Genomic DNA, 23,788 nt, shown 5'->3' with positions numbered 1-23,788 from the left:
TTGTTGGGGGCTCTGGCACCGGGAGCCTGCACGGGGTGAGAATGGCCTCGTGTTCCTTGCACGGAGGGGCCGGGCCAGCGAACCGATGAACGCCGCAGCCCGAAGGATCCAGCGCATCTACCTGACGTTGACGCTGGGCAATACGCTTGCGGCTTCGTTCATTTGGGGCGTCAACACGCTGTTCCTGCTGGACGCGGGCCTCAGCAATTTCGAGGCCTTCGCCGCCAACGCCTTCTTCACGGTCGGAATGGTAATTTTCGAGGTTCCCACCGGCGTGGTCGCGGACAGCTGGGGCCGCCGGGCGTCGTTCCTGCTTGGCACCGTGACCCTTGCCGGGTCCACGTACCTCTACTACCTGCTGTGGCAGTTCTCCGCCCCGTTCGCCTGGTGGGCAGTCGTGTCCGTGTTGCTTGGCTTGGGCTTCACCTTCTTCTCCGGTGCGGTTGAGGCCTGGCTTGTTGATGCGCTGCGTTACTCCGGCTATGAAGGAGGGCTGGAGGCGGTGTTCGGGCGCGGGCAGATGGTCTCGGGCGTGGCGATGCTCGCCGGTTCGGTGGCCGGTGGCGTGATCGCCCAGGCAACGGACCTCGGTGTGCCCTTCCTGGTGCGGGTGGGCGTGCTGCTGGCTATGTTCGCGGTCGCCTTTGGACTGATGCACGATGTCGGGTTCACCCCGGAGCGCTCGACGCACCCACTGCGCGCAACGCGGGCCGTGCTGTCCGCCTCAATCGAGAACGGCCTGAAAATCCCGCCCGTACGGTACGTGATGCTGGCCGCCCCCTTCAGTGCCGGCGTCGGAATCTATGTCTTTTATGCCCTGCAGCCGTACCTGCTGGAGCTTTTTGGCGATCCCCGCGCCTATTCTGTTGCGGGCCTTGCAGCGGCCATTGTGGCCGGCGCGGAGGTGGTGGGCGGCTGGCTCGCGCCCTATGTCCGGCGCCTCTTCCGCAAACGCACCTCCGTGTTGATCCTGAGTGGCAGCATCAGTGCTGTGATTCTCCTGGTGCTCGGGTTTGCCCGCGTTTTCTGGGTTGCCCTGGTGCTGTTGACGCTGTGGGCAGTGATCGATTCCGCCGCCATGCCCGTACGGCAGGCGTATGTGAATGACATGATTCCGTCCAAGCAGCGGGCCACCGTGCTGAGCTTTGATTCGCTGATGGGATCCAGCGGCGGAGTTGTGGTGCAGCCGGTGCTCGGCAGGAGCGCCGACCTGTACGGCTATCCCATGTCGCTGGCCCTGGCCGGAATCTTCCAAAGCCTTGCGGTTCCGTTCCTCGTTGCCAGCCGGCGGCAGGGCGCCGCAGCGGACGAAGCCAATGCGTCAACGGAGCAACCGGATAAGGGGCCGGCCGAGGAGACGCACCCCTGAGACTCCGCGGAGCAACTCCGGATTAAGGATAATGGCGGGACAGCTATTAGCGCGTGGGAAAGGTGCCGCATGATTGAGATCCTGAACTCCGCCGAGCTGGGCCGGGCAAAGGAGGCCGGTGCCTTGGTCGCCCACATACTGCAGACGCTGAAGGCCCGCAGCGCGGTGGGCACCAACCTCCTGGACATCGACCGGTGGGCAAAGGCCATGATCGTCGGGGCTGGAGCGCAGTCCTGCTACGTGGACTACGAGCCGTCCTTCGGGCGCGGGCCATTCGGCCACTACATCTGCACCGCCGTCAACGACGCCGTGCTCCACGGACTGCCGCACGATTACACGCTGGCGGACGGCGACCTGCTGACGCTCGACCTCGCCGTCTCCCAAGGCGGAGTAGCTGCAGACTCAGCCATCAGCTTCATCATTGGCGGCTCGAAGCCCCTGGAGAGCGTGGCGATGATCGATGCGACCGAACGCGCGCTGTATGCAGGTATAGCCGCCGCAGGCCCCGGAGCCCGCATCGGTGACATCTCCCACGCCATCGGCTCCGTCCTCAGCGAGGCGGGCTACCCGGTCAACACCCAGTTCGGCGGCCATGGGATCGGATCAACAATGCACCAGGACCCGCACGTGCCAAACACCGGACGTCCAGGCCGTGGATATACGCTGCGGCCCGGGCTGCTGCTGGCATTGGAGCCTTGGGTCATGGCGGACACCGCCGAACTCATCACCGATCCCGACGGCTGGACGCTCCGGAGCGCAACAGGGTGCCGGACGGCCCACAGTGAGCACACGATCGCCATCACCGACGACGGTGCGGAAATCCTCACGTTGCCGGGGCAGGCTCTTTCCTGAACAGTCGTTGAACAGCATCCCCGATCAGGATATTCAGGACGCCCAGTCGGCGTCGCCGAAGGCACGCCCCCTGAAGTGCGCGCGCAGGTACTCCCCCACGACGGCGGCCCCGAGGCCCCCGACGTCGGGCGCGACAACCCTGCCGCCGACCCGCCGCACCATGCGCTGGACGAACCGCTCAAGGCTTGGGTCATCGCCGAGCCGGAAAAATGTGGCCTGCACCCCGGCACGCCCCAGGCGATCGAGCTCTGCCACCGTGACGCGGATGGTTTCCGGGTCCGAAGGCCAGCAGAACCAGGGCTCGCCCTCCGGCAGCAGATGCGCGGTGGGTTCGCCATCGGTCACCACAAGGAGGACAGGCTGCATGGACGGGTGCCGGCGGAAGAACCGCCCGGCGAGCAGCAGTCCGTGGTGCAGGTTGGTTCCCTGTTCCCGACGGACCGGCATCGCCGTCAGCTCGCCAATGTCCATCGCCTGCGCGTAGCGGCCGAACGTGATCAGCTCCAGCCGGTCCCCGCGGAACCGCGTGGAGACGAGGTGGTGCAGGGCCAGGGCGGTCCGCTTCATGGGCACCCACCGCCCCTCGGCGGCCATCGAGAACGACACATCAACGAGCAGGACGACGGCGGCCTGGGTGCGGGCCTCCGTTTCGCTGATTTCGATGTCTGCCGCGGTAAGGTGCAGCCCCCGGGTGGGGTTCCCGCCGTCGGCCGCGGTACGGCTGATCGCGTTGGTCAGGGTGCGCGTGACGTCCCAGGGCTCCGCGTCCCCGAACTCCCACTGGCGGCTGGAACCGGTCTGCTCCCCGGCGGCGCCGGCCACCCGCGTGTCCCGCCGCCCCTGCCGGCCTGACAGCTGTTTGGCGGTATCCCGCAACAGGGACTTGCCCAGCCTCCGCATGGCCTGCGGAGACAGCCGCAGGTCGCCGTCGGCTCCCCGCCGCAGGTAGCCGCCGTCCTGCATGGCCCGCTCTACCTCGGCGAGGGTGCGGGCGGTCACGGCGGCATTCTGGCCAAGCTGGCGGGCGAGGGCATCCAGATCCAGGTCACCGAGGTTTGATCCGTTGTAGGACTGGGACAGCTGTTCGGCCAGCCCGTCGAGCTCGGCGATGTCCTGGAGCACGCCGGTGCCGTCACCCAGGCCCAGGCCCTCCTGGCCGTCAAAGCGTTCGGACCCGGACCAGTCCTCGCCGGGGCGCAGGGCCCGCAGGCTGGAGTCGAGCTGATCAAGCTGGGCCATCAGGTCCGGCGAGCCGAAAGCCTGGGCCGAGAGCCGCATGAGCTCCTCGCGCTGCTCGGGTGACATGGACTGCAGGAGCCGCTGCGCCGCGGCCGCGCGCTTGGCGAGGGCATCAATCAGCTCCTCCACCGACTGGGGATTCTCCGGAAAGAACCCACCATGCCTGGCCATGAAGTCCTGGAAGTCCGCCTCGGTGTCTTCGCCGCGCCGGTGTTTGTCCAGCAGCCCGTTGAGGTCCCGCAGCATGCTGTTCACCGCCGCCCGGTCCTCATCCGTGGCGTTCTCGAGTGCCTGCTTCATCCCGGCGAACCGCTGGTCGAGGACCTCACGGCCCAGCAGGTCCTTGATCTGCTCGTAGGCCTCCCGGGCGGTACTGGACTGCCAGTCATAAGAGGCGAGTTCGTTGACGGCTGCCGCCGTGGACTTCGGCAGGTTCTGCAGCTGCATCTCCCGGAAGGCCCGATCGGTGTTGTCCATCATGGCGTCCCGGGCAAGCTGCTTGCGTTCCTCCAGCACGGCCGTCTCAAGCAGCTTCTGGACCTCGTTGAGGGTGCCGTCCAGCCGGTGCCGGCCCAGGAGTTCACTGCGGCGCTGCTGGACACGCCGCGCTAGATCATCGAGGCCTTCCCGGTTCCGGCCGCCGCGCCGCAGGAACTCCTGCAGGGCGTGCCGGGGCGAGTAGCCGGCCATGACGTCCTCGGCGACGGCGTCCAGTGCCTCCGCCAGGTCAACCGGCGGCGCGAGCGGGTCCGGCCCGCCGGTGTACCGGCCGTACCTGGCGGAGTGGTTGTGGATGCCCATGATGCCTCCGGTTCCTGTCCTGGCCGCCCTGCTGCCTTCGGCCTGCTGCTGCCGTTCTCCTGCTAGCCGTAGATGGTTTCCTCGTCGCCGGACTCCTTCGAAATCCGCCGGGCGAGGTAGAGGCCTTCCAGCGCGAGTTCAATGGCGGCGGCGCGCTGCCCTTCGTTGGTTGCGCCGAGCCGGCCGCTGATTTCGTCGTACAGGCCCGATCCGTTGAGGGACGGCAGGTTCTGCAGGAATTCCTGCGCCGTGACATGCTCCCCGGTGGTCACGGTCCTGTGGCCGTCGAGCGCAGCGACAAGCGGACCCAGGTCGATGCCTTGATAGTGCGCCCGCACTGCCTCGGCGGTGGCGGTGCGCAGGAGGTGGTCCAGGACCGCCTGCTCGCGGCCTTCTTCCCCCGACTCGAATTCGATCTTGCCCGTGAGGACGTCCACCGCCGTGCCAAGGTCCACGATCCGGGCCACGGCTTCCTCCTCCCCGCGGACACTGGCCCGGCGAAGCGCTGCTGCGGCCACTGTTTCCGCACCGGCGATGGCGAACCGTGCAGACACCCCGGAGGTCTGGTTGATCGCCGGTGACTGCCGGAGCGCGCGGGTGTAACGGGCCAGGATCTCAAGGATGACGGGCGGGACATCGGCCACCAGCTGCCCCTCCTGCCGGATCACCGCTACCTCGTCGGCCAGCTCTATCGGGTAGTGGGTCCGGATCTCGGCGCCGAACCGGTCCTTCAGCGGAGTGATGATCCTGCCGCGGTTGGTGTAATCCTCCGGGTTGGCCGATGCGACGACGAGCACGTCCAGCGGCAGCCGCAGCACGTAGCCGCGGATCTGGATGTCGCGCTCCTCCATCACGTTCAGCATTGACACCTGGATCCGCTCGGCAAGGTCCGGCAGTTCGTTGATGGCGATTATGCCGCGGTTGGAGCGCGGGACCAGGCCATAGTGGATGGTTTCCGGGTCCCCCAGGCGGCGGCCCTCGGCCACCCGCATCGGATCGACGTCGCCGATGAGGTCGGCAACGGAGGTGTCCGGCGTGGCGAGCTTCTCCACATACCGTTCGGACCGGTGGCGCCATGCCACGCGCATCCGGTCGCCTTCGGTGAGGGCGCGGGCGCGGGAGTGCTCCGTGATTGGCTCGTACGGATGTTCGTTGAGTTCCGAGTCCTCGATCACCGGTGACCATTCGTCCAGCAGCCCGGCCAGTGTGCGGAGGAGCCGGGTTTTGCCCTGCCCCCGTTCGCCGAGGAGCACCACGTCGTGGCCTGCTATCAAGGCGCGCTCGAGCTGGGGAAGGACGGTCCTGCTGAAGCCGTACAGCCCGGGCCACGGATCGCGGCCGGCGGCGAGCGCGGCGAGCAGGTTGTCGCGGATCTCGTGGCGCAGGTCCTTTTGGACGTGCCCGGCCGCACGCATTTCGCCAACGGTGAAGATATCGGGTCGATCAGTCACCACTCCACGGTAGTCCCCTCCTGTGCTGTGAATCGAGGGATTTCTGCAAACATCCCGTTCCGCATCCGTTTCCGGGCATACCCTAATACCGATGATCGCAGCAACGCCGACAACGCCACCGCCACCGCCAGCGGGACCGGAACGCACCCTCCTCCTCCTGGTGCGCCATGGGGAGACGCCGACCACCGGAAAGGTCCTGCCGGGACGGGCGCCGGGGCTGTACCTGTCCGAGCGGGGCCGGGAGCAAGCCGAACGCGTAGCCGAACGCCTCGAGGGTCTTGCGGTGGACGCAATCTATACCTCGCCCTTGGAGCGCGCCCGGGAAACTGCCGAGCCCGCCGCAATGCGCTCCGCATTGGCGGTGACCGAAGAGCCCGGGCTGCTCGAATGCGACTTCGGCGACTGGACAGGGGCCGCGCTCGCAGAACTGGCCGCTTTGCCCCAGTGGCAGGCCGTCCAGCAGAGTCCATCAACGTTCCGCTTCCCCAACGGGGAAAGCTTCACCGAGATGCAGGCGCGGATGGTCGGGGCACTCGAGGTGCTTCGCACCGCCCACCCCGGAGGCGCCGTCGTATGTTTCTCCCACGCAGACCCGATCAAGGCCGCCGTTGCCGACGCCCTGGGCACCCCCCTTGACCTTTTCCAGCGCATCGTGATCAGCCCCGGCTCGGTGTCCGTCATCTCCCATGTCGATGGCCAGGCGCCTGCGGTGGTTATGGTGAATTCGACGTCCGAGCCCCTGAGCGGGCTGAGGGCGCAGTGAAACGCGGCGCGCCTAGCTGGGACAGGCGATGAACAGGAACAGCCGGTGCCGGGGCGGGAACTGACGCTGCTCACCGAGGGCCGGGTGGAACTGCTGGCACGCATCCCGAGGAGCAGCAACGCCACGTTCCTTGTGCGGGTTTCCTCCGGGGACGACTCCGCCCATGCTGTCTACAAGCCGGAGGCCGGCGAACGGCCGTTGTCCGACTTCGAGCCCGGGCTGTACCGGCGCGAGCGCGCTGCGTACCTGCTGAGCGATTACCTGCAGTGGGGGCTCGTGCCGCCAACAGTGATCCGGGACGACTCTCCCCTGGGAATCGGGTCGCTGCAATGGTTCGTGTCCTGCGACTACCGGGACCACTACTTCACCCTGTACGCGGAATCGCCGGAAACCCACGACGCCCTTTTCCGTATCGCCCTGTTCGATTTCATCAGCAACAACACGGACCGCAAAAGCGGACACGTTTTGCGCGGACGTGACGGGCGGGTATGGGGCATCGACCATGGGCTGTGTTTCTCCGCCGGCTTCAAGCTGCGCACCGTCATCTGGGATTTTGCGGGCGAACCCATTCCTGCCTCGTTGCTGCAGGACATCAGCCCGCTCGTGGAACGCGTCCCGCCCGGCGTCGCGCAGCTTCTGGACGACGCCGAAGTGGCAGCCCTGCAGCGACGGGTGCAGCGTGTGCTGCGGGATTGCGTGCTGCCGCTCGACCCCACCGGAATGCGTCACCCCTGGCCCCTTGTATAGGTGACGGACGCAGCCCTATGAACGGGAGCGGCCGCTACGATGGGCCAGTGCGCTCCACAACCTCCGGCTGGCATCCTTCCTCCCGCGTTTCCGAGCAGGCGCCTGGCGTCTTCCTCGTCGAGGGACCAGCCTCGAACTGGATCGTGGTCCGCGACCTGTCGGGTTTTATGCTCATCGACAGCGGCTACCCCGCCGATTGCCCCCTGGTGTTGGAATCGATCAGGCATCTGGGACTGCAGCCGGCCGATGCCCGGGCCGTGCTCATCACGCACGGCCACGTCGACCACACCGGTGCTGCTGCCCACTTCTCCGGCACGTACGGCACCCCCATCTTTTGCTCACCGGAAGAGTTGGCCCACGTCCAGGGCAGGGAGAAGCACCAGGTCACGTTTGGGCAGGTCCTCGTCCGTGCGTGGCGCCCCCGGGTTTTCCGGTGGATGCTCCACGTCGTCAAAGCCGGAGCGCTTACTGCAAGGCCGGCAACGCGGGCCCGCGCGTGGGACGCTGCGACGCTGCGCAGCCTGCCTGGCCGTCCGGAAGCCATCCTGATACCGGGGCACACGCCCGGCAACGCCGCGATCCTCCTTCCAACGGCAGGAGCAATCGCGGTCGGAGATTCCTTTGCCTCAAGCCATCCGCTGACCCGAAAGACAGGGCCGCAGATGCTCCATCGCATGTACCACTCGGACCCGGACGCCGCCCTGGAAGCCACCCGACGTTTGGACGGCGTCCACGCCTCGGTGGTGCTTCCCGGCCACGGCCCGGCGTTGCGCATGCCTTTGGCCGAAGCCCTGGCGGCGCTTCGCCGGGGCGAAACCGGTTAGTCCTCGCTGACTCTGCGTGCCGGAGCTACTCCAGGGCGTCAGTGTCAGTTGGGGCGGCGCGGTGATCCACCCCGGCTGTCAGCTCGTCGATCCGGTCCAGTGCCGTGTTCAGCTGCTGGACAGTCGCCCAGAGATCTGGATGTTCTTCGCGGATCTGCTCAAGCGAGGCGCCAGCGGACCGCAGCGTTGCGAGGTCAAAACTGACGTTCGTGCGCGCCCCCGCCACCGCTGCCCGGAGGGCGCCGAAAGCGACAACCACATCGGCGATCAGCGCTGGGTTTCCATGGGAGGCGAGCCAGCCAAGATCTTCGATGGCTTCCACCGCCCGTTCGCCCAGCAGGGCCGAAGCCTTCGCGGCGTTAACCGACGCGCCGTGGATGGCGTCATCACGCTCCGGCCCAGGTTCCAGGCGGAACGCGGCGCCGAACGCTTCGGAGGCGGCAGCGTCGTCGTCGGCCAGTCGAAGCGCGGTCTCACGGAGCGATCGGGCACGCGCGTGGAGGTCGGCGAGCTTCCCGGCCCTGCCGTCGCTTGGCTTGGTGTAGCCCGCCACCATCGACACCAGGGACGCGGCGATGGCAAGCATTACCCCCGTCCCTGCCCCTCCGCCCGGCGAACCCTTGGACTCTGCCAACGCCTGCGTCCATTCCTCAACTGTCGAGCCCTGGGTTGTCACCGCTTCAGAATTTGCCATGGCACCTATTGTGCCCTTGGTAGGCGGACGATGGGCACACGGCAAGGGGCTGGCGAACCAGCAAGAAGTTGGTGTGGCGCCGCAGGAGATCTCACCCCTTCCGTTCCGCCCGGTATGCACTGGGGCTTACCCCGTGCATCCGGCGGAACTGGCGGGAGAAGTAGAACTGGTCATATAGTCCGATTTCGCGTCCCACCTGGGCGACAGTCAGTTCCGTAGTATCCAGCAGAAGCCTCGCCCGGGCCATCTTCAGGGCAGTGTGGTGGGCCAGCACTCCACCACCAGTAGCTTCCCTGAAGAGTTTGCTCAGCTGCGACGACGAAACACCCACCACCGCAGCCAAGTCGGGCAACCGGATGCTGCCGTCAACCCGCTCCTCCAAAAAATTCATGGCCTGCTGGAGGGGCGTCCCCTGCTCAGGGAGGCGGCGGTCTACAGCGAGGGTGGCGAGGAGCTTCCAGGCCATTCCTGCCGTCGCAACCAGGCGGGCAGGCGACTGGTCCTGTTCCAGGGCGGAAATGATTTCGTCCAACATGGCCGTCAGCCGGTCCACGGCTACCAGCGGGATAATGGGCCGGTCCGGACGCACACCGGATTCCTCAACAAGTTCGGCAGTATCAGAGCCCAACACGTGGCACCACCAAATGGTCCATGGGTCCTCGCTGGAGGCACCGTAGGCATGGGCCTCCCCCGTACCGCCTGGAAGAACGACGGCGGTGGACTTGCCGACGTCGAACCGGGAACCGGCGGTATCCACCCACCCCTTCCCCGCGACGCAGAGGATGACGATGGTTTCCTCGGCGCCCGAAGGACGGTGCCGCCCATGGGCCTCTGCGACGGGAAAGACGCCCGCATCAGTGACCATGAGGCGGCGTGTGACGGGACGGGTGAGCGCTTCCCGGACCAGCGGCCGCGGAACCACCACGAGCCGCTGGTTCTGGAAGCCCGTTGCCCGTTCCACCTGCGCTCCCTCCGTCGAATCATTCAGTGTATGCCGGGCGGGCAGGGTCCCAGCGGCGCGGGTCAGGATGACTGTTCCTTCCAGCCCGTCCACATCAGCAGCTCCACCCTGTCCAAGGCGGCCAGGTCGCCGTCGACCGAATCACGCCTGTGCTGGGCCTCCAGCGGCACCCCCACCTTCGCCTCCTTCGGGAGGGGAAGGATCTGAAGCAGGACCTCAGACCCGGGGCGGATGCCGGCATCATGCGCTTCGAGGACCCAAGGCGAACCGTCCCAGAAGCGGTCCGCAACCACGTACCCGTCAACGAGGAGCCGGGCAACGTCCCCGGCCCACACGATCTCAAGCTCAGAGTGCCCCTCGCCGGCCAAGGACGCCGCCGCCGTCGTCGTCACGTCAAGCCGGTACACCTCGGCCAGTTCCTCGATGGCTCCCCCGGTGGGCGCGGCAGCCCGCCCGGCGAGTGAACCGAAGGATGCAGGAACGGACTGTGCGGGGCGGATGAGCTCGGCAACGAGGGTTGAACGTGTCCGTTCGGGTTCCGTCGCCGAGCTTCCAACGTCTTCGAACCGGGCGGTCCCGGTGGAGTACCGCCGAATGGAAGGCAACCCAACAGACCTGCCGGCCAGGAGTCCGTCGGCGCCGACCCAGAGCGGGTCCGCTGACAGAACCAGTTCACGGCCGCGCAGGGTATCGAGGACCCATGCCTGCTCAGCCAGCTCAGCCGGCAGGACAAGGATGGCCAGGGAGCCTTCAGGGGACTTCACCGTGAGGGTTTCCGGCTGCGTGGCGTCAATCGCGTAGATGTTGCCACCCACTGCCCTAATGGGCCCCTTGAGGGTCGTTCCCTCGGTGAGGCAAAGCTGCGGCTCGATTCCGGCTTCGGCAGCGAGGACCAGGGTTGGTGAGGATTCCGGCCCCAAAAGGGTCAGCGGCGATGCCGTTGCCCAGCGCAGCCGGACCCCTGCAATCTCGAGCTCCACGGGCCAGGCGCTGATCGTTCCGGCGGGAATGGCCACGGGCTTGCTTGGAAAGGTCACCGTGTCCTCCCCGAGCGACAGCCTGAACTGCGCTGACGGGTAATCCTTGAGCGGGATGTGGGGTTGGTGCCAGGTGATGAACACGAACCCGGTCTGCCCGTCGCTGCGCAGGGCCCAGCGAAGTGTCGCCGAGTCCTCGACGCCGGCAGGTACCTGGTCCGGGAGCGTGGACGGCATGGGGGCGAGGCGGTCGCCGAACGCGGACAGGAAAGCGTGCTGCCTGCGCAGCAGGCCGAAGCTGGGCGCCAGCCGGCCGGACGCACCGAGGGGCGCGTGGAAGTCGTAGTCGAAAACCGGAAGATCGTTGGGGTAGCCCGTTGCCTGCGACTCCTGCAGGCCACCGGAAGGATTCGTTCCGCCCGTGAACATGTAGTAGCCCTGCCAGCCGGAGCCGCTGCCGATTTTGTTGTTGGCCACGGCGGCCACGTCCTTGCCCTTGGGCCACGGCCGGCGCTGGTAGGCCGTGGCCATGCCTCCCGTTAGCTCGCAGGTGGCCGGCGGGTAGAGGGCGGACGGGGAGCGAGGGGGCGCTGCGTCGCTGCCGGAGAGGCGCTCGCGGAGATCGGCACCGATGCCGGGGTCATCCCACTCGTGGCTGAAGAAGTAGTGCTGCCGGAACGTCGGATCCCAGGGGGCGTCGGCGTCCACCCAGAAGCCGTCACCGTAGCCGCCGAAGACCGGCAGGACCTCTTCCTCCGGGATGTCGGCCCCACCCCAGGCTGTGGCCGTCCAGATCGGCGCGCTGAACCCGGCTGCCCGGGTGAGCTTCTTGAGCTCGGCGATGTGCCCGGGCTGGTCGTAAAGTTCGTTTTCCAGCTGGATGCCGACGACGTTGCTGTCCGCCCCGGTCACCCCGTGCAGTTCCCCGCCGAGGCGGTTGAACCAGCGTTCCACCAGCGCCAAGTAGGCGGGGTCATTCGTGCGGTGTTCGACGGCGGCCGCCTGCACCCAGTCGGGAAAGCCGCCATTGCGGACCTCGCCATGGCACCAGGGCCCCAGGCGCAGGACTACGTCCAGGCCGAGGGAGGCGCACAACCGGACGAAGGCGGCGACGTCCAGGTTGCCATCGAAGCGCACCTCGCCCTCGGTCTGTTCGTGGTGGATCCAGAAGATGTAGCAGGCCACCACGGTGATGCCGCCGGCCTTCATCAACCGCAGCCGCTCCTCCCACCTTGCCCGGGGAAGCCGGCTGAAGTGGATTTCTCCTGACACCGGCACCGCCGGCCGGCCCGCGCACTCGATGTAGCGGCTGGTGAGCCGCCATCTGCTGTGCGGGTCCTCGGTGTTGCTCATGGGCGGGAGCTGCAGTGGCAGTTCATGGGGCCGGTGGGTAACCTTCAAAAGCCCGTGGATCCCCTGTGATTCGAGGGTGCTGTGTTCAAGGCGCATGTGTGGATTCTTTCAGCTCCCAGGAGCGGTGAGGATGAGGGTGTTCATGCGGCGTTGCCAGGCTTCATCGGCCCAGAGGGGATGATGGGGTGCAGCGTTGGAGCACAGGACCATGCCCCAGATTCCGTGGTTCAACGACGTGCGGATACCTCTCTCTGCAAGGTCGCGTCCGATGGGGCCTTCCTCGAACGTGCCGTGGAGCGGGGTGTAGCCGATCCACCCCTCGCCCACCACGGCGGGCACGTTCTTCCAGCGGGCCCACGCCGCGATCGCGATGACCCGCGACTCGATCTCCCGCCGCATCACCTCCCGGTACATCCCGTATTCGTTGCAGAGCCAGGTGTCCCAGGCATCCGGATCGATCCAGTCGTAGCCATAGAACATCTGGTCCGTCACCACGGTGGCGCGGTACTTCCAGTCGGCCAGGCGCCCGTACTCTTCGACTGAGGGGGCATCGGGGCGGAGCAGCGCACGCAGCGCCGGGTTGGGAAAGTCAGAGGTTCCTTCGGAACGGATGTCGATCTGTTGCTGCAGCGCGTCCAGCACGCCGTAGCTGTAGACGTGGAACTGCGCGGCGCCTGGCCCGTCGGGGACGGTGTGCATGGCCAGGTGCGGCGGTTTGCCGTAGCTGGCGGTAACCAGCAGGTCGGGGTGGAGTTCCCGGAGCCGGTGCAGTTGCCCGCTGCCGCCGTCGGCAAGCGCGGGCAGGATGGAGAAGTCCACCTCGTTGTGCAGTTCCACCATGGCGATCCGCTCCCGGTGCCCGGCATCGGTGAGGGCATTGATGAGCCGGTGCCAGGCGTCAGCGAGGACGCGGTACCTGTCGGTGAGCGGCACGGCGTCGATGGCCTCGAACCATTGCGGGGACCGGGCGAAGACCGTGGACTGCTGGTACTCCCAGCTGGCCAGGATGACAACGAGTCTGTGCCGGGAAGCGGCGTCGAACAACTCCAGGAGCCGTTCCTTCAGGTTGAGGCGGTAACCGCCGGGGGCGTCATACCAGCGGGTGCCCCTGCCGTAGATTCCGCCATCCGGTGCCTTCCCGAGGCCTTCAACTTCCAGGTCGCTGGCCAAGCCCTCAAGACCCAAGCCACCAAAGAGGAGCAGCGGTGCGGCGCAGACCCTGATGGTGTTGTACCCAAGCTCTGCCGCCTTCGCACAGGCAGCGTCCAGATCCGAGTATGGGCCGCCGTCCTCGGCACGGGTGTACCAGGAAAAGTCCCAGAGGGTAATGGTCAGGCGCGATGGAAGGTGCGGCGGCGGCGCTCCCGTCAGGGATGCAGTGCTGGCGTCGAGCGTTCCGGACCCTAGGTACCTCGGTTCTTCGCTCACAGCCTGGCCGTCTCTTTCTCGTGTGTCCGTCCCACGGCGGCGAGTTCCCGCAGTGACTTGGCCATATCAACTCGGGATGAAGCAGTGTCAGTGTCGAACAGCAGCAGTTCGGGAAGGGAGGTGGCGAAGTAGTCCGGAACCGAGGGGGCGGATTCCAGCTCGTCGGCCCGGGCCTCCAGGTCCTGCCATACCCTTTCCGCATCTGCCGGTCTGCCGAGCCTGCAATGGGCGATCCCCCGCCAGTAGTCTTCGCAACTCGTGGGTTTGGGGTCTACGGCGAACGCATTGCCTTCCCGGCAGGCCTGGTTCCACGCGTCCACGGCCTCATTGGCGTTCCCGACGAGTTCGAGGGCATCCCCCAGCACCACCAGTCGCTCGGCCATGCTGTCCGCCGGGTGCCGTCCCTCGCCCAGGTTGGCGGGAGCTTCCACGCCCGCGCGCAGCAAGGCGATGGCCGCCGTCGGGTCCTGCTTCATGAGGGTGGTTGCGTGTGCGGCGGCAGCGCGGTCGTAGGCTGCGAGGGCCATTCCTTCGCCGCCTTCAAAAGGCTGGAAGGTCCGTGCGGACATCATGTCCAAGGCTTCCTCGGCGCGGCCTGCCTCCGTCAGGAGATTGGCATACAGCACTGCCAGGTCGTCGCGCTCAAGGACAGCCGGGTCGTGGCGTTCAATGGCTGCGATGCGGTCTTCGACAGAAACCCCTCGAAGGCTGGCCAGGACTGCCCGTTCGAAGACAAGCCGCGCGTCATCCGGGCTCAGTGCCAGTGCATGCTCCAAGTACTGGTCGGCAGCAGCGGGATTGCCCCCGGTGTTGACCGTGGCGATGGCTGCGTTGCGCCAGACCACAGGGTCTGTTGAGCCAAGCAGCAGGGACTTTTCCAGCAGCGCGAGGGCGTCCGGTGTGCGGCCCGCATCCAACAGCCAGCACCCCAGCAGTCCGTGTGCCACCTTGTCCCTCGGGTCAGCCTCGATGGCACGGTGAAGCGCGTCATAGTCGTCAAGCCCGTAGGGAAAGGCATAAGCGGTGTTACTGCGCCTGGCAGCGAAACGTTCTGCAGAGGCACCGTCCGGGTCCAGCAGTTCCTCAAGCCAACTGGCACGCAGGTAGCGGCTAAGGGGTTCGGGATTGCCGAAGACTTTATTGACGTTGGCAGCTGCGTGGTTTTCGATGAGGTCCAGCGCGGCCTGCCACTGACCGGCCCTCGCAAGCCAGCAGGCCACTGTCAGCGATGTCTTCGGGTCCGCAGCGTTCAGGGAACCGTCCAGCGCCAGCGCCACAGGGTCTAATGGATCCGCCGCGAGGATGTCCCGCAGCAGCCGGGCGCTTTCTTCCCGCCGCCCGGCTTTGTTCAGAGCCAGGTACAGCAGGTGCTTCGCCTCAGGGCTGCCCGGGTCCAACGCCAGGGCGGCATCGGCGTGACGATGTGCCGCGGCGGGCTGACCTGACCGGAGGCCCAGGCGCGCCAGCGCCAGGTGTGCCGGCTGCGCCCACGCCTTGTCCCACGCTGCCTTGCCGAACCGCTCCCGGGCCTCATCCAACCGCCCCGTGCGCTCCAGGACCAGGCCGAGGCGATAGCTTGCCTCCCCGCTGGGCGGATTCAGGTTGCGGCGGGTGAGCCGGCCCAGGGCGTTCTCCAGCAGTTTCCGGGCCCGGGCGTAATCTCCGATTTTGTACGCCGCGGCTCCCAGCGCAATCGATGCGCGCGAATCGAGCGGATCCCGGCGCAGCATCTCCTCGAAGTACGGCAGCGGCGAACGTGTGGGGTGCCGGTTCTGCGTCAAATGGGTTCCGGTGACGAAAAGCTCGTCCATGCTTGCCATGCCGGTAGCGGGATCAGGTTCAGTGGCAACCCACGGCTCCTCCGGTTTTTCCTGTGGTTTGCTCGGGCTCCAAAGAATCAGTTCCCGGTCGCCGTCCAGGACCTGCAGCGTGAGGTGGGATTCATCTGACGGTTCGGGCAGCTCAAAGTCTTCGGTGAAGGGGTGGGCCGGCGAGATCCGGGCAGCCCATTCCCGCACTGTTGCGTCCCGGGACTTGAGAACAACCTTTGCATCCTCATGATCCGCCGTACTGGAAACGCCCACAGTGACCGTGCGCCCCGTTCTGTCCAGCTGAAGCGACACGGCGACCTCGAGGTTCGCCTGATGCGCCGGGCCCATCTGCCGGATGGGGTACCAGAACTCGCTGAAGGTGCGGGTCTCCCCGGGAGCCAGGTAGCTGAAGTCCGGCTGGTTGTCCGTAAAGACGCCGGACATCAGCTCAACGTACGGCCCGTCGTCGTCGGTTAAGTGCGCGTCCCAAGCCTTGCCCACAGGGCCGTTCCCCCACGTCCACTGCTTTTTGCCGGGGGAAATGCTGCGGTCAGCCCAGTGGACAAACCCGGCGTCGGCTTCGTGATCGTAGCCGCCGAAGAAGCTGTCTTTCGTGTCGGTGATCATGTATGAGGTGGGGACCGGGACGTTGGCATAGAAATCGATGCGGTCCGCGCCCTGATGCCCGCGCTCACCAGCCAACGCCGGATAGTCCACCCCGTAGTAGGGCCGGTCAGCCTTCGGGAAGGCGGTGATGGCGCGACGGGCATGGTCGGCAACGAAGTTGACGTCGGTGGGAAAGAATGACTGGTATTTTTCATGGGCAGCGGCTGCAACGTTTGCCCACCACAGGAAGGTCTGTGGTTCATCAGTCCGGTTGTACAGCCGTGCTTCGACCTCGATCAGGGAACTGCCGGGGCGAAGGCGCACTCCGTGGGAGCCCCGCATGCGCTGCAGGGGGTCCAGGTCGCTGTGCCACACGGTAACCTGGCCGTCGTCGCTCCTGTCCACGGAGGTTTCGACGGGCAGGAATGTCGCGGGGCGGTGGTGCTGGGGCCAGTTGAACTCCACGCCGCCGGAAATCCACGGGCCCGCCAGCCCCACCAGGCCGGGTTTGATCACGTTGTTCCGGTAGAAGAAGTCATACCCGGCCGTCTTATCGAACCCAATGTGGATGCGGCCTCCAATCTCCGGAAGCAGCATCAGTCGTACAAACTGGTTCTCCAGGTGAATAGCCTGCCAAAGACGGGGTTCCTTCGTCGCCGCGATGCTGTGGATGAAAGGCATCGGGTACACCTTGCCGCTGGAACCCTGGTACACGCGCCGGTCCAGGAACAGCGGGTACCGGTCCGGCTCCCCCGGGGCATACGTATCAATCGAGACCGGCTCGGACCAGCAGGCAACGCCACCTGTCTCCAGAACGGCCTGCTGATCCAGCGGCGCGTCGGGCAGAACTATGTGGCTCTTGTGTTCGTTTGCATCCATCACGGGTGCAAGCCTACGAAGTTCCCGGGCCTGTTCCCATGGCATAAGCGCGCGAGCATATGGACGATCTTCTACGCGGCAGGGCTCCCTCTTCTGCCTTGCCTCAGGCCGGACTGACGCCAGGCGGGCCGCTGAGCACGGTGGGGACGTACTCGAGCAACTGGAGCCGGCCGTCGAACGTCCTGCTCTCCACCATCTCCAGCGAAACGTCAGGATAGCCGTCGTAGATCCGCTCCTGCCCGGTGCGGCCTGTGATCACCGGGAACACGACCAGCCGGAACCTGTCCACGAGGCCGGCCGCCAGCAATGACCTGCACAGGCTGACGCTGCCGAGAGTGCTCAACGGCCCGGTCCCGGTCCGCTTCATCTCCTTCACCGCCTCAACGGCGTCCCCGGTCACCAGTTCTGAGTTCGGCCACGTCAGCGGCGCCTGCAGGGTGGACGAGAAAATCACCTTCGGCACCGCGGCAAGGCCGGTGAGGCTGGCCCCCTCTTCCTCGGAGAACTCCGAGCCTTCCGCCGCGGCCTCCTCAGACATGCTGGACATCAGCCGGTAGGTGTTCGCCCCCATCAGCAGGGTGTAGTCCTTCTTCCCTTCCTGCTCAAGCCAGGCCAGGTATTCCGGCCCCTCCAGGCCCCACCAGCCCGGCCATCCCTCGGCCGAGGCGTACCCGTCCAGGGAAATGATGAAATCAACCATCAGTTCTGATGGCGCCTCGGAAGGTGTCTCACCCATGACCGTCTCCTTTGATGGCAGGTGCGGGCAATGCTATCCCTGCCACGATCAGCCCTTCAAGGGCCGCCGGGAGGGATGGGAAGGGCGGCGCGGTTTTCCCCCGGAAGGCAACCGAATCCACCCAACCGCCTCGCGGGGTCAGGGTCCGCCTGGTCGAGGCGCACACCGTCCAGCTCCCGGCCGTGATCCTGCCTGCCGCCCGCTCAGGCATGGCGGACGCAGCAGCCCTTCCGGCCGCCGTCGAACGCCAATAGCATGGCCGTTATCGATTGCGCTCAGAACGCCCCTGCCAAGCAGAAGGAAGCCATGAACAGCGTCACCTGCGATCTCACCGTATCCCTTGACGGCTTCCTCGCCGGCCCCCATCAAAGCCACTCCAACCCGCTGGGTGAGGGTGGCGAGGACCTGCACCGGTGGCAGTTCGAAGAACCCGAGGCCAACGCCGCCGCGCTTCAGGGCATTCTCTCCGCAGGTGCCTACATCATGGGCCGCAACATGTTCGCCGGCCCCGGGGCCGGTCCGTGGGATGAGGACTGGCGCGGCTGGTGGGGTGAGGAGCCGCCGTACCACGCCCCCGTTTTTGTGCTCACGCATCATCCGCGCCCTCCTGTACAGATGCAGGGAGGCACTACCTTCCATTTCGTGAACAACGGGATCGAGTCGGCACTGGCCCAGGCGCGGGAGGCTGCGGCCGGAAAGGACGTGGCCATCGCCGGTGGTGCAGAAACTGCCCGGCAATTCCTCTCCGCCGGGCTGATCGACGAGCTCCGGCTGCACATCGCGCCGCTTATCCTGGGCGCGGGCGAAAGGCTGCTTGACGGCGTCGGAAACCTCAAGCTTGAGCCGACGGAGGTAAGCGGCACCCGTCTGGTAACGCATGTCCGTTACCGGGTGGTTCCCAGCGCCTAGGCCGAAACGACGGCGGCGCTCCGGCCAGCGTTCGGTACCTTCTGGTTATCCTCGTGATTCGACGTCGACGGGCTCGACAATGCGGGCGGCAGCGTCCCTGGTGGTGGTGCGGACCCGGTACAGACTCGTGGTTGCGGTGATGTAGAGGTCTTGGCCGTCCGGGCCTCCGAAGCACACGTTCGATACTTTTTCGGGCACCGGGATGGCACCCAGGAGATCGAAGGACGGGGAATAGGTTTGGACGGTGGGGCCGGCAGAAGTCCAGATCCTGCCTTGGGCATCCACGCGCAAACCGTCAGCGGCATAACCTTCTTCAAGCTCGAGGAGGGTTCCGTTGCGGTGGCAGATGCCACCGAGCACGTCGTAGGCAACGATTCTCAACGGCACGCCGTGAGCCGGACCGGCTGTGTCCGTAACGTATAGGACCGACTCGTCCGGTGAAAACGCCAGCCCGTTCGGATACACGAGGTCCGTGATCACTGCATTGAGGGTGCCCGAAGCGGGTTCGAACCGGAAAACGTAGCAGCCGCCGTACTCCTGCGCTCCCTCGTGTCCTTCCTTGGTGCCCGGCAGGATCCCGTACGGCGGGTCGGTGAACCAGATGCTTGAGTCGCGTGCAATCACGACGTCGTTGGGTGAGTTCAGCCGGCGCCCCTGGAAGGAGTCAACCAGTCCCGACACCGCTCCCCCGCGGTCACGCTCAACCCGGCGGCGCCCGTGGCTGCACTGCACCACAGTTCCGTCGGCGTCGAGGGTTCGGCCATTGGTAAATTCGACCCCGAGTCCGTACTCACGGGTCTTCCCCGTGGCGGGGTTGAACTCGAGAATGCGGTTGTTCGGGATGTCGCTCCAGCGCACCGTCTGCGACGACGGCACCCATAAGGGACCCTCCGCCCATACCGAGCCAGTGAACACGCACTCCAAACCGCCACTCGTCAGCTCAGCACCCATCCGGCCCCCTTTCGCAAGCAGTTTTCCTGGCATTGCACCGCAGTGACAACCCTCCCGGGCACGCGCATTACGGGAAACGATAGCGCGACGGGACCCATTGGCCTACCACCACCAGGTGGCGCTGCTCAGCGCACCGGACACAGTGCACCGAACACCGGGACCAAAGCTGTTGTGGCGCCGTCGCTGAGGCTGGCGGTAGCTTTGGATTACTTTTCCTTTGAAGCAGCCGAGGTACCGGAGGTACCGCTGATGCAGGGCTTGTCCACGTCATTGGTTCTGATCGCTCTGCTGGCTGTTGTGGCGCCCCTTGCGGCCCGCTTCCTTGACCGGGCGGTCAAGGTGCCCATTGTGGTGTTCGAGATTGTCCTGGGAATGGTACTCGGTCCCAGCATTTTGGGGTGGATCCAACCCACCGAGTTCGTCGACACGTTGGCCCAGTTCGGGCTGGCCATGCTTTTCTTCGTTGCCGGCAATGAGGTCGATTTCGCGGCCATCCGCGGCCGGCCCATCACCCGCGCCTCCGCTGGCTGGGTCATCTCCCTGGCGGCGGGCATTGGTGCTGGCTTTGTGCTGGGCCCGACGCCGGCTGCCGCAGTGATCATCGGCGTCGCTTTATGCTCCACAGCTCTGGGCGCGCTGTTGCCCATCCTTCGCGACGCCAGCGAGTCGAAGTCGCCTATGGGTATCGCTGTTACAGCACTGGGTGCCGCCGGGGAGTTTGGACCCCTGGTGGCGATCTCGCTGTTCTTCAGCGGCAGGGAATTGGGACCTGCGACGGCTGTCCTTCTCGGGTTTGTTCTCCTGACCGGACTGGCGATTTATCTCGCCTCACGGGCACGCCACTCCCTTCTCCATGCACAGGTCACGAGGACCCTTCACACCAGCGGGCAGTTCGCCGTCCGGTCCATCATGTTCATCCTTACCGTGCTCGTTGTGCTCAGCATGGTTCTGGGCCTCGATATGCTCCTGGGCGCCTTCGCCGCCGGTGTCCTCTGGAAGGTCGCCATCGCACGCGCTCCGGAGCAGGACCGGCACGTCATCGAGGCCAAAGTCGACGCCATCGCGTTCGGATTCCTGGTGCCGGTCTTCTTTATCGACACCGGCATCGACTTCGACCTGAGCGCGCTTACCGCCAGCCCGGCCGCGCTGGCACTGGTCCCCCTGTTCCTGCTCCTCCTGCTCGTCATCCGCGGGCTGCCGTCGATGCTCGCCGCGCCGGCCAGATCCAGCTGGGCCGATAAACGGGCCATCATTCTGTTTGGGGCCACGGGTTTGCCGATCATCGTGGCAGTGACAGCCATCGGCCGGAACGAAGGGCTCATTTCAAGCGCAATCTCGTCAGCACTTGTCGGAGCAGGAATGCTCTCGGTACTCCTGTTTCCGCTGCTCGCACTCCGGCAGCTTCAACGGGAACCTTCAGCAACCGCCGCACGGCACCAGGACGTTCCCTAGGGGCTGGTGCAGCATGTTCTTCGGACGACCAGCCTGGACGAACTCCTGTGCATCTGGCGGCGAAAGGGCTGCCCGCGGACCCGCGCCGCCATCTGCACCCAGCCCTGGCGCTTATGTTCTGGTGATCCCGTCGAGCACTTTGTGCAGCCCCCACGCGTATTGCTCAGTGGAGACGTACCCGGCCATGACATCTGCTGCTCCCGCGGACAGCGGGTAAGCGCCGGCCGGTATCGCCGAGAACTCCTCCAGACGGGAGGCAATCCTTTCGCCTTCCGAACCTCCCCCACGCTGACCACCAAGCTCTGCCGTCTCCAGTGCTATCGAGCCGAAGACGTAGACGATCAGCAGGTAGGACGCCTTCGCCGCCTCAGCGGCGTCCAGCCCCGAATCCTGAAGCGTCTCCATGAGGTGTTCGTTCAGCGCAAGGGCCCGTGGACCGTCCATCGGTCCGCCGATCATCAGATTCACCGCTCCCGGATGGGCGGTAAGCCGCTCCCTGAGTTCCAACGCCAGGGACTCGATCCGCTGGCGCCATGGAACATCGCGGTCCGAGAATACCGCCAGGTCCACCTGTCCCAGCAGGTGCTCAACAATGGCCTTCACCACGGCCGCCTTATCGGGGAAGTACGTATAGACGGCGTTCGGCGCAACACCAACCCGGGCCGCGATCCCCCGCACGGATGCCGCGTTCACGCCCCCTTCGTCCAGAAGGTCGAGAGCGGCGCCCATGATCTCTTCCTCCGTCAGGGTGCGGCGCGGTCCGGGCCGGGAACTGCGTGCCTGCGTTGTCATTAATCCCTCTCTTGACTTTACTCTGTACACCGTACACGATTTGTACAGCGTCCAGTTTGTACGCTGTACAGAAATAGGCAGGGAGACCGCCATGAATGCCAGCCCAAGCACAAAACTCCGCACCGCCACCGGTGGCCTTTTTGCCCTCAGCGCCTTGGCGTTCGCGGCAGCGGCCACAGCCCTGTCGGCGATGTTTGACTGGCCGGACGTGCTGCGGGAGCCGGCCGAGGTGGTGCTTCCCGCCTTTACCGCCGGTGGCCCCGCCCTGATCTGGGCCTGGTTCGCGGCGGCCTGGACCTACGGGCTCCTGGCCATCCCGATCCTGCTACTGCCGGCGGCACTCGAGCTGCAGGGGAATCCCGTTGCAAAGGTTGCCACCTACGCCGGAGCTGCCTCCGTGCTCCTGTCACTCATCGGGTTCCTGCGCTGGGTGTTCGTTGTCCCGGCCCTGGCAAGCGCCTACGAAAAAGGGGACGGGCAAACCCAGGCTGCGGTGGCCGCCGCCTGGACAGCACAGCACCAATACGGCGGCGCGCTGCTGGGCGAGCACCTGGGCCAACTGCTGGTAATCGCCTGGTCCGCCGCTGTCAGCGTCATGATCCTGCGCAGCGGCATTCTTCCCCGATGGCTCGGCGCCGCCGGCCTCATCACCAGCAGCATCTATCTGCTCAATCAGGGCGATATCCTTGCCACCGCCGTCCCCGGCTTCCCCGTCTGGGACCTCGCCGGCCTGATCGGCAGCACCGGCTGGGGACTCTGGATAGCCATCCTGGGCATCAGTATCCTGATCAAGCGCTCAGCAACGGGCAGCCCCGCTCCCACTAAGCACTTCCACCGGGCCCTTCACGGCACCGCCTAAGGAACGGCGCCATGAGCCACACCCCTTCTGATTGTCCTCCGGCTCTCGTCCGGTTTTTGAACTAAAGGTCGCGCACCTGTCCCGCAACTACCTGCGTGGCACGCGCGCCCGACGCGCGACCTGTCGACTCCGCTGTCCCGGGCCACGAAATCGGCTCCGAACGTGGCAAATCCTAACCTCACACGAGTTAGCTATGCTGATTCATGTGGGCGAGAGGACCGGCATGACCAAACGTAAAGCTACGGCGCTGGATGTGGCACGCCGGGCAGGGGTTTCCCGCAGTGCCGTTTCACTGGTGCTTAACGGAAGGGCAAACGGCAACGTCACCGCGGAACGCCAGGAGCGGGTGCTCCGCGCCGCAGCAGAGCTGGACTACACGCCCAACTCGGTTGCCCTCAGCCTGCGCAACCAGCAAACATCAACAATTGGCATCATCACTGATGACATCGTTACCAGCCCCTTCGCAGGCCGGCTGATAAGCGGCGCCTCCCGCACCGCGCTGGCCCGTGGATACATGGTCCTGGTGGTCGACACAGAACATGACATGTCCCGCGAGAGCACCGCGGCGCAGCAGCTCGTGCACCGGCAGGTAGATGGAATCATGTACGCCACCGGCAGCCTGCGTGAGGTTGCCACCCCCGCGGCGATGCTCACCCTGCCGGCCATTCTGGCCAATTGCACGGATGCCGCTTCTAACCTCCAGTCGGTCATCCCCGCAGAGGTCGATGGTGGACGCGCCGCAGCGCAGCTGCTGATTGACCTGGGCCACCGACGCATAACACTGCTCACCGGAACCCTCAGCTCCCCTGCCGCCCCGCAGCGCGAACAGGGCTACCGGGAGGCCATGGAAGCGGCGGGGCTGGGCCGGGAACAACAGCACGTCCATGCGACCGGATGGGACATTGACGAGGGCTACCGGGCTGCTTCCTCGGTGCTGGGCGGCAGCGACCGGCCGACGGCGATCGTGTGCTCGAACGACAGGGTGGCCACCGGCGTCCTGCTGTATGCAGCTGCCGCAGGACTGCGTGTCCCGCAGGATTTGTCCGTGGTGGGCTATGACGACCAGCAGAACCTTGCTGCGAACCTTGTTCCCGCCCTGACCACGGTGGCACTTCCACACGCCGAAATTGGAGCGACGGCGATGTCCATGCTGCTGGATTCGGTTGAAGGTAAAGCCGCGGCAGCCGGGAACGCGGAAGCAGGAACGCTTCGTGTGCCCTGCCACATCATTCCACGGGCGTCCACCGCAACCGTCCCGGCTGAATAGTCCCGGCGGGACGTTTGCACGGGTCACTCCACTGCTGAGACCCCGCGGCAGGAACGGTCACTTCCTG

19 protein-coding genes are annotated in these 23,788 nt (G+C 66.0%); 9 read left to right on the top strand and 10 right to left on the bottom strand.

Annotation, left to right across the window (positions count from 1 at the left end):
- The first annotated feature begins 85 nt into the window (after positions 1-85).
- Both G6R19_RS06400 and map read left to right on the top strand, forming a co-directional pair.
- Positions 86-1,369: an MFS transporter gene (locus G6R19_RS06400; RefSeq protein ID WP_163164129.1), complete on the top strand. Its 1,284-nt coding sequence runs from the start codon at positions 86-88 to the stop codon at positions 1,367-1,369.
- A 69-nt stretch (positions 1,370-1,438) separates the two neighbouring features.
- On the top strand, positions 1,439-2,221 hold the full coding sequence (map, locus tag G6R19_RS06395; RefSeq protein ID WP_163163442.1) for a type I methionyl aminopeptidase: 783 nt from the start codon (positions 1,439-1,441) through the stop codon (positions 2,219-2,221).
- 33 nt (positions 2,222-2,254) lie between these two features.
- Here map and G6R19_RS06390 read toward each other — a convergent pair whose 3' ends face one another.
- Positions 2,255-4,261, bottom strand: coding sequence for a VWA domain-containing protein (locus G6R19_RS06390; RefSeq protein WP_163163440.1), 2,007 nt, complete (start codon positions 4,259-4,261; stop codon positions 2,255-2,257).
- Positions 4,262-4,323: 62 nt separating this feature from the next.
- Positions 4,324-5,712, bottom strand: coding sequence for a sigma 54-interacting transcriptional regulator (locus G6R19_RS06385; protein ID WP_163163438.1), 1,389 nt, complete (start codon positions 5,710-5,712; stop codon positions 4,324-4,326).
- Between the two features lie 91 nt (positions 5,713-5,803).
- On the opposite strand from G6R19_RS06385, the gene G6R19_RS06380 reads away from it, so the two are divergent.
- From G6R19_RS06380 to G6R19_RS06370, 3 genes are read left to right on the top strand one after another with little or no spacing between them, the layout of a single operon-like run.
- Positions 5,804-6,475, top strand: coding sequence for an MSMEG_4193 family putative phosphomutase (locus G6R19_RS06380; protein WP_163163436.1), 672 nt, complete (start codon positions 5,804-5,806; stop codon positions 6,473-6,475).
- A gap of 45 nt (positions 6,476-6,520) precedes the next feature.
- Entirely contained in the window at positions 6,521-7,222 is a 702-nt protein-coding gene (locus G6R19_RS06375) for an SCO1664 family protein (protein WP_163163434.1), read from the top strand.
- Between the two features lie 47 nt (positions 7,223-7,269).
- Complete coding sequence (locus G6R19_RS06370; RefSeq protein ID WP_240341783.1) at positions 7,270-8,046, top strand: MBL fold metallo-hydrolase; 777 nt, start codon at positions 7,270-7,272, stop codon at positions 8,044-8,046.
- A 25-nt stretch (positions 8,047-8,071) separates the two neighbouring features.
- Here the strand turns inward: G6R19_RS06370 and G6R19_RS06365 are convergent, their stop codons facing one another.
- From G6R19_RS06365 to G6R19_RS06340, 6 genes are all read right to left on the bottom strand, one after another.
- Complete coding sequence (locus tag G6R19_RS06365) at positions 8,072-8,740, bottom strand: cyclodeaminase/cyclohydrolase family protein (protein ID WP_163163430.1); 669 nt, start codon at positions 8,738-8,740, stop codon at positions 8,072-8,074.
- Between the two features lie 91 nt (positions 8,741-8,831).
- A complete protein-coding gene (locus G6R19_RS06360; protein WP_240341782.1) occupies positions 8,832-9,794 on the bottom strand; it encodes an AraC family transcriptional regulator in 963 nt (320 codons plus the stop codon).
- Positions 9,764-12,127, bottom strand: coding sequence for a beta-galactosidase (locus tag G6R19_RS06355; protein WP_163163428.1), 2,364 nt, complete (start codon positions 12,125-12,127; stop codon positions 9,764-9,766). Before G6R19_RS06355 ends, G6R19_RS06360 begins: the two co-directional genes overlap by 31 nt.
- Positions 12,128-12,139: 12 nt before the next feature.
- Positions 12,140-13,459 (bottom strand): cellulase-like family protein, encoded by a 1,320-nt coding sequence (locus tag G6R19_RS06350; protein WP_163163426.1) that lies wholly within the window; start codon positions 13,457-13,459, stop codon positions 12,140-12,142.
- Positions 13,456-16,755 (bottom strand): DUF5107 domain-containing protein, encoded by a 3,300-nt coding sequence (locus tag G6R19_RS06345; protein WP_163164127.1) that lies wholly within the window; start codon positions 16,753-16,755, stop codon positions 13,456-13,458. The genes G6R19_RS06350 and G6R19_RS06345 overlap by 4 nt, the downstream gene beginning before the upstream one ends.
- Positions 16,756-16,858: 103 nt before the next feature.
- The gene (locus tag G6R19_RS06340) at positions 16,859-17,491 is read right to left on the bottom strand and encodes a dihydrofolate reductase family protein (RefSeq protein ID WP_163163424.1); all 633 of its coding nucleotides are present in this window, start codon (positions 17,489-17,491) and stop codon (positions 16,859-16,861) included.
- Between the two features lie 306 nt (positions 17,492-17,797).
- Between G6R19_RS06340 and G6R19_RS06335 the strand changes: the two genes are divergently transcribed.
- Complete coding sequence (locus tag G6R19_RS06335) at positions 17,798-18,400, top strand: dihydrofolate reductase family protein (RefSeq protein ID WP_163163422.1); 603 nt, start codon at positions 17,798-17,800, stop codon at positions 18,398-18,400.
- Positions 18,401-18,445: 45 nt separating this feature from the next.
- On the opposite strand, the gene G6R19_RS06330 is transcribed toward G6R19_RS06335, so the two are convergent.
- Positions 18,446-19,351 carry an SMP-30/gluconolactonase/LRE family protein gene (locus G6R19_RS06330; protein WP_163163420.1) on the bottom strand — a complete coding sequence of 302 codons (906 nt, stop codon included), beginning with the start codon at positions 19,349-19,351 and terminating at the stop codon, positions 18,446-18,448.
- A gap of 171 nt (positions 19,352-19,522) precedes the next feature.
- Between G6R19_RS06330 and G6R19_RS06325 the strand changes: the two genes are divergently transcribed.
- Positions 19,523-20,803, top strand: coding sequence for a cation:proton antiporter (locus G6R19_RS06325; protein ID WP_240341781.1), 1,281 nt, complete (start codon positions 19,523-19,525; stop codon positions 20,801-20,803).
- A 111-nt stretch (positions 20,804-20,914) separates the two neighbouring features.
- On the opposite strand, the gene G6R19_RS06320 is transcribed toward G6R19_RS06325, so the two are convergent.
- Positions 20,915-21,595, bottom strand: a complete 681-nt coding sequence (locus G6R19_RS06320) for a TetR/AcrR family transcriptional regulator (RefSeq protein WP_163163418.1) — start codon at positions 21,593-21,595, stop codon at positions 20,915-20,917.
- Between the two features lie 91 nt (positions 21,596-21,686).
- Here G6R19_RS06320 and G6R19_RS06315 point away from each other — a divergent pair, with 91 nt between their 5' ends.
- A complete protein-coding gene (locus tag G6R19_RS06315) occupies positions 21,687-22,454 on the top strand; it encodes a DUF4386 domain-containing protein (protein WP_163163416.1) in 768 nt (255 codons plus the stop codon).
- Between the two features lie 223 nt (positions 22,455-22,677).
- Complete coding sequence (locus tag G6R19_RS06310) at positions 22,678-23,721, top strand: LacI family DNA-binding transcriptional regulator (RefSeq protein WP_163163414.1); 1,044 nt, start codon at positions 22,678-22,680, stop codon at positions 23,719-23,721.
- The last annotated feature ends 67 nt before the right edge of the window (positions 23,722-23,788 follow it).

Origin of the sequence: Arthrobacter sp. Alg241-R88 (assembly GCF_900537115.1) — a bacterium.
In the GTDB taxonomy this organism is placed as follows: Bacteria; Actinomycetota; Actinomycetes; order Actinomycetales; family Micrococcaceae; genus Arthrobacter.
Note: the sequence above shows the minus strand (reverse complement) of the source record. Positions and strands in the feature narration are given on the sequence as shown.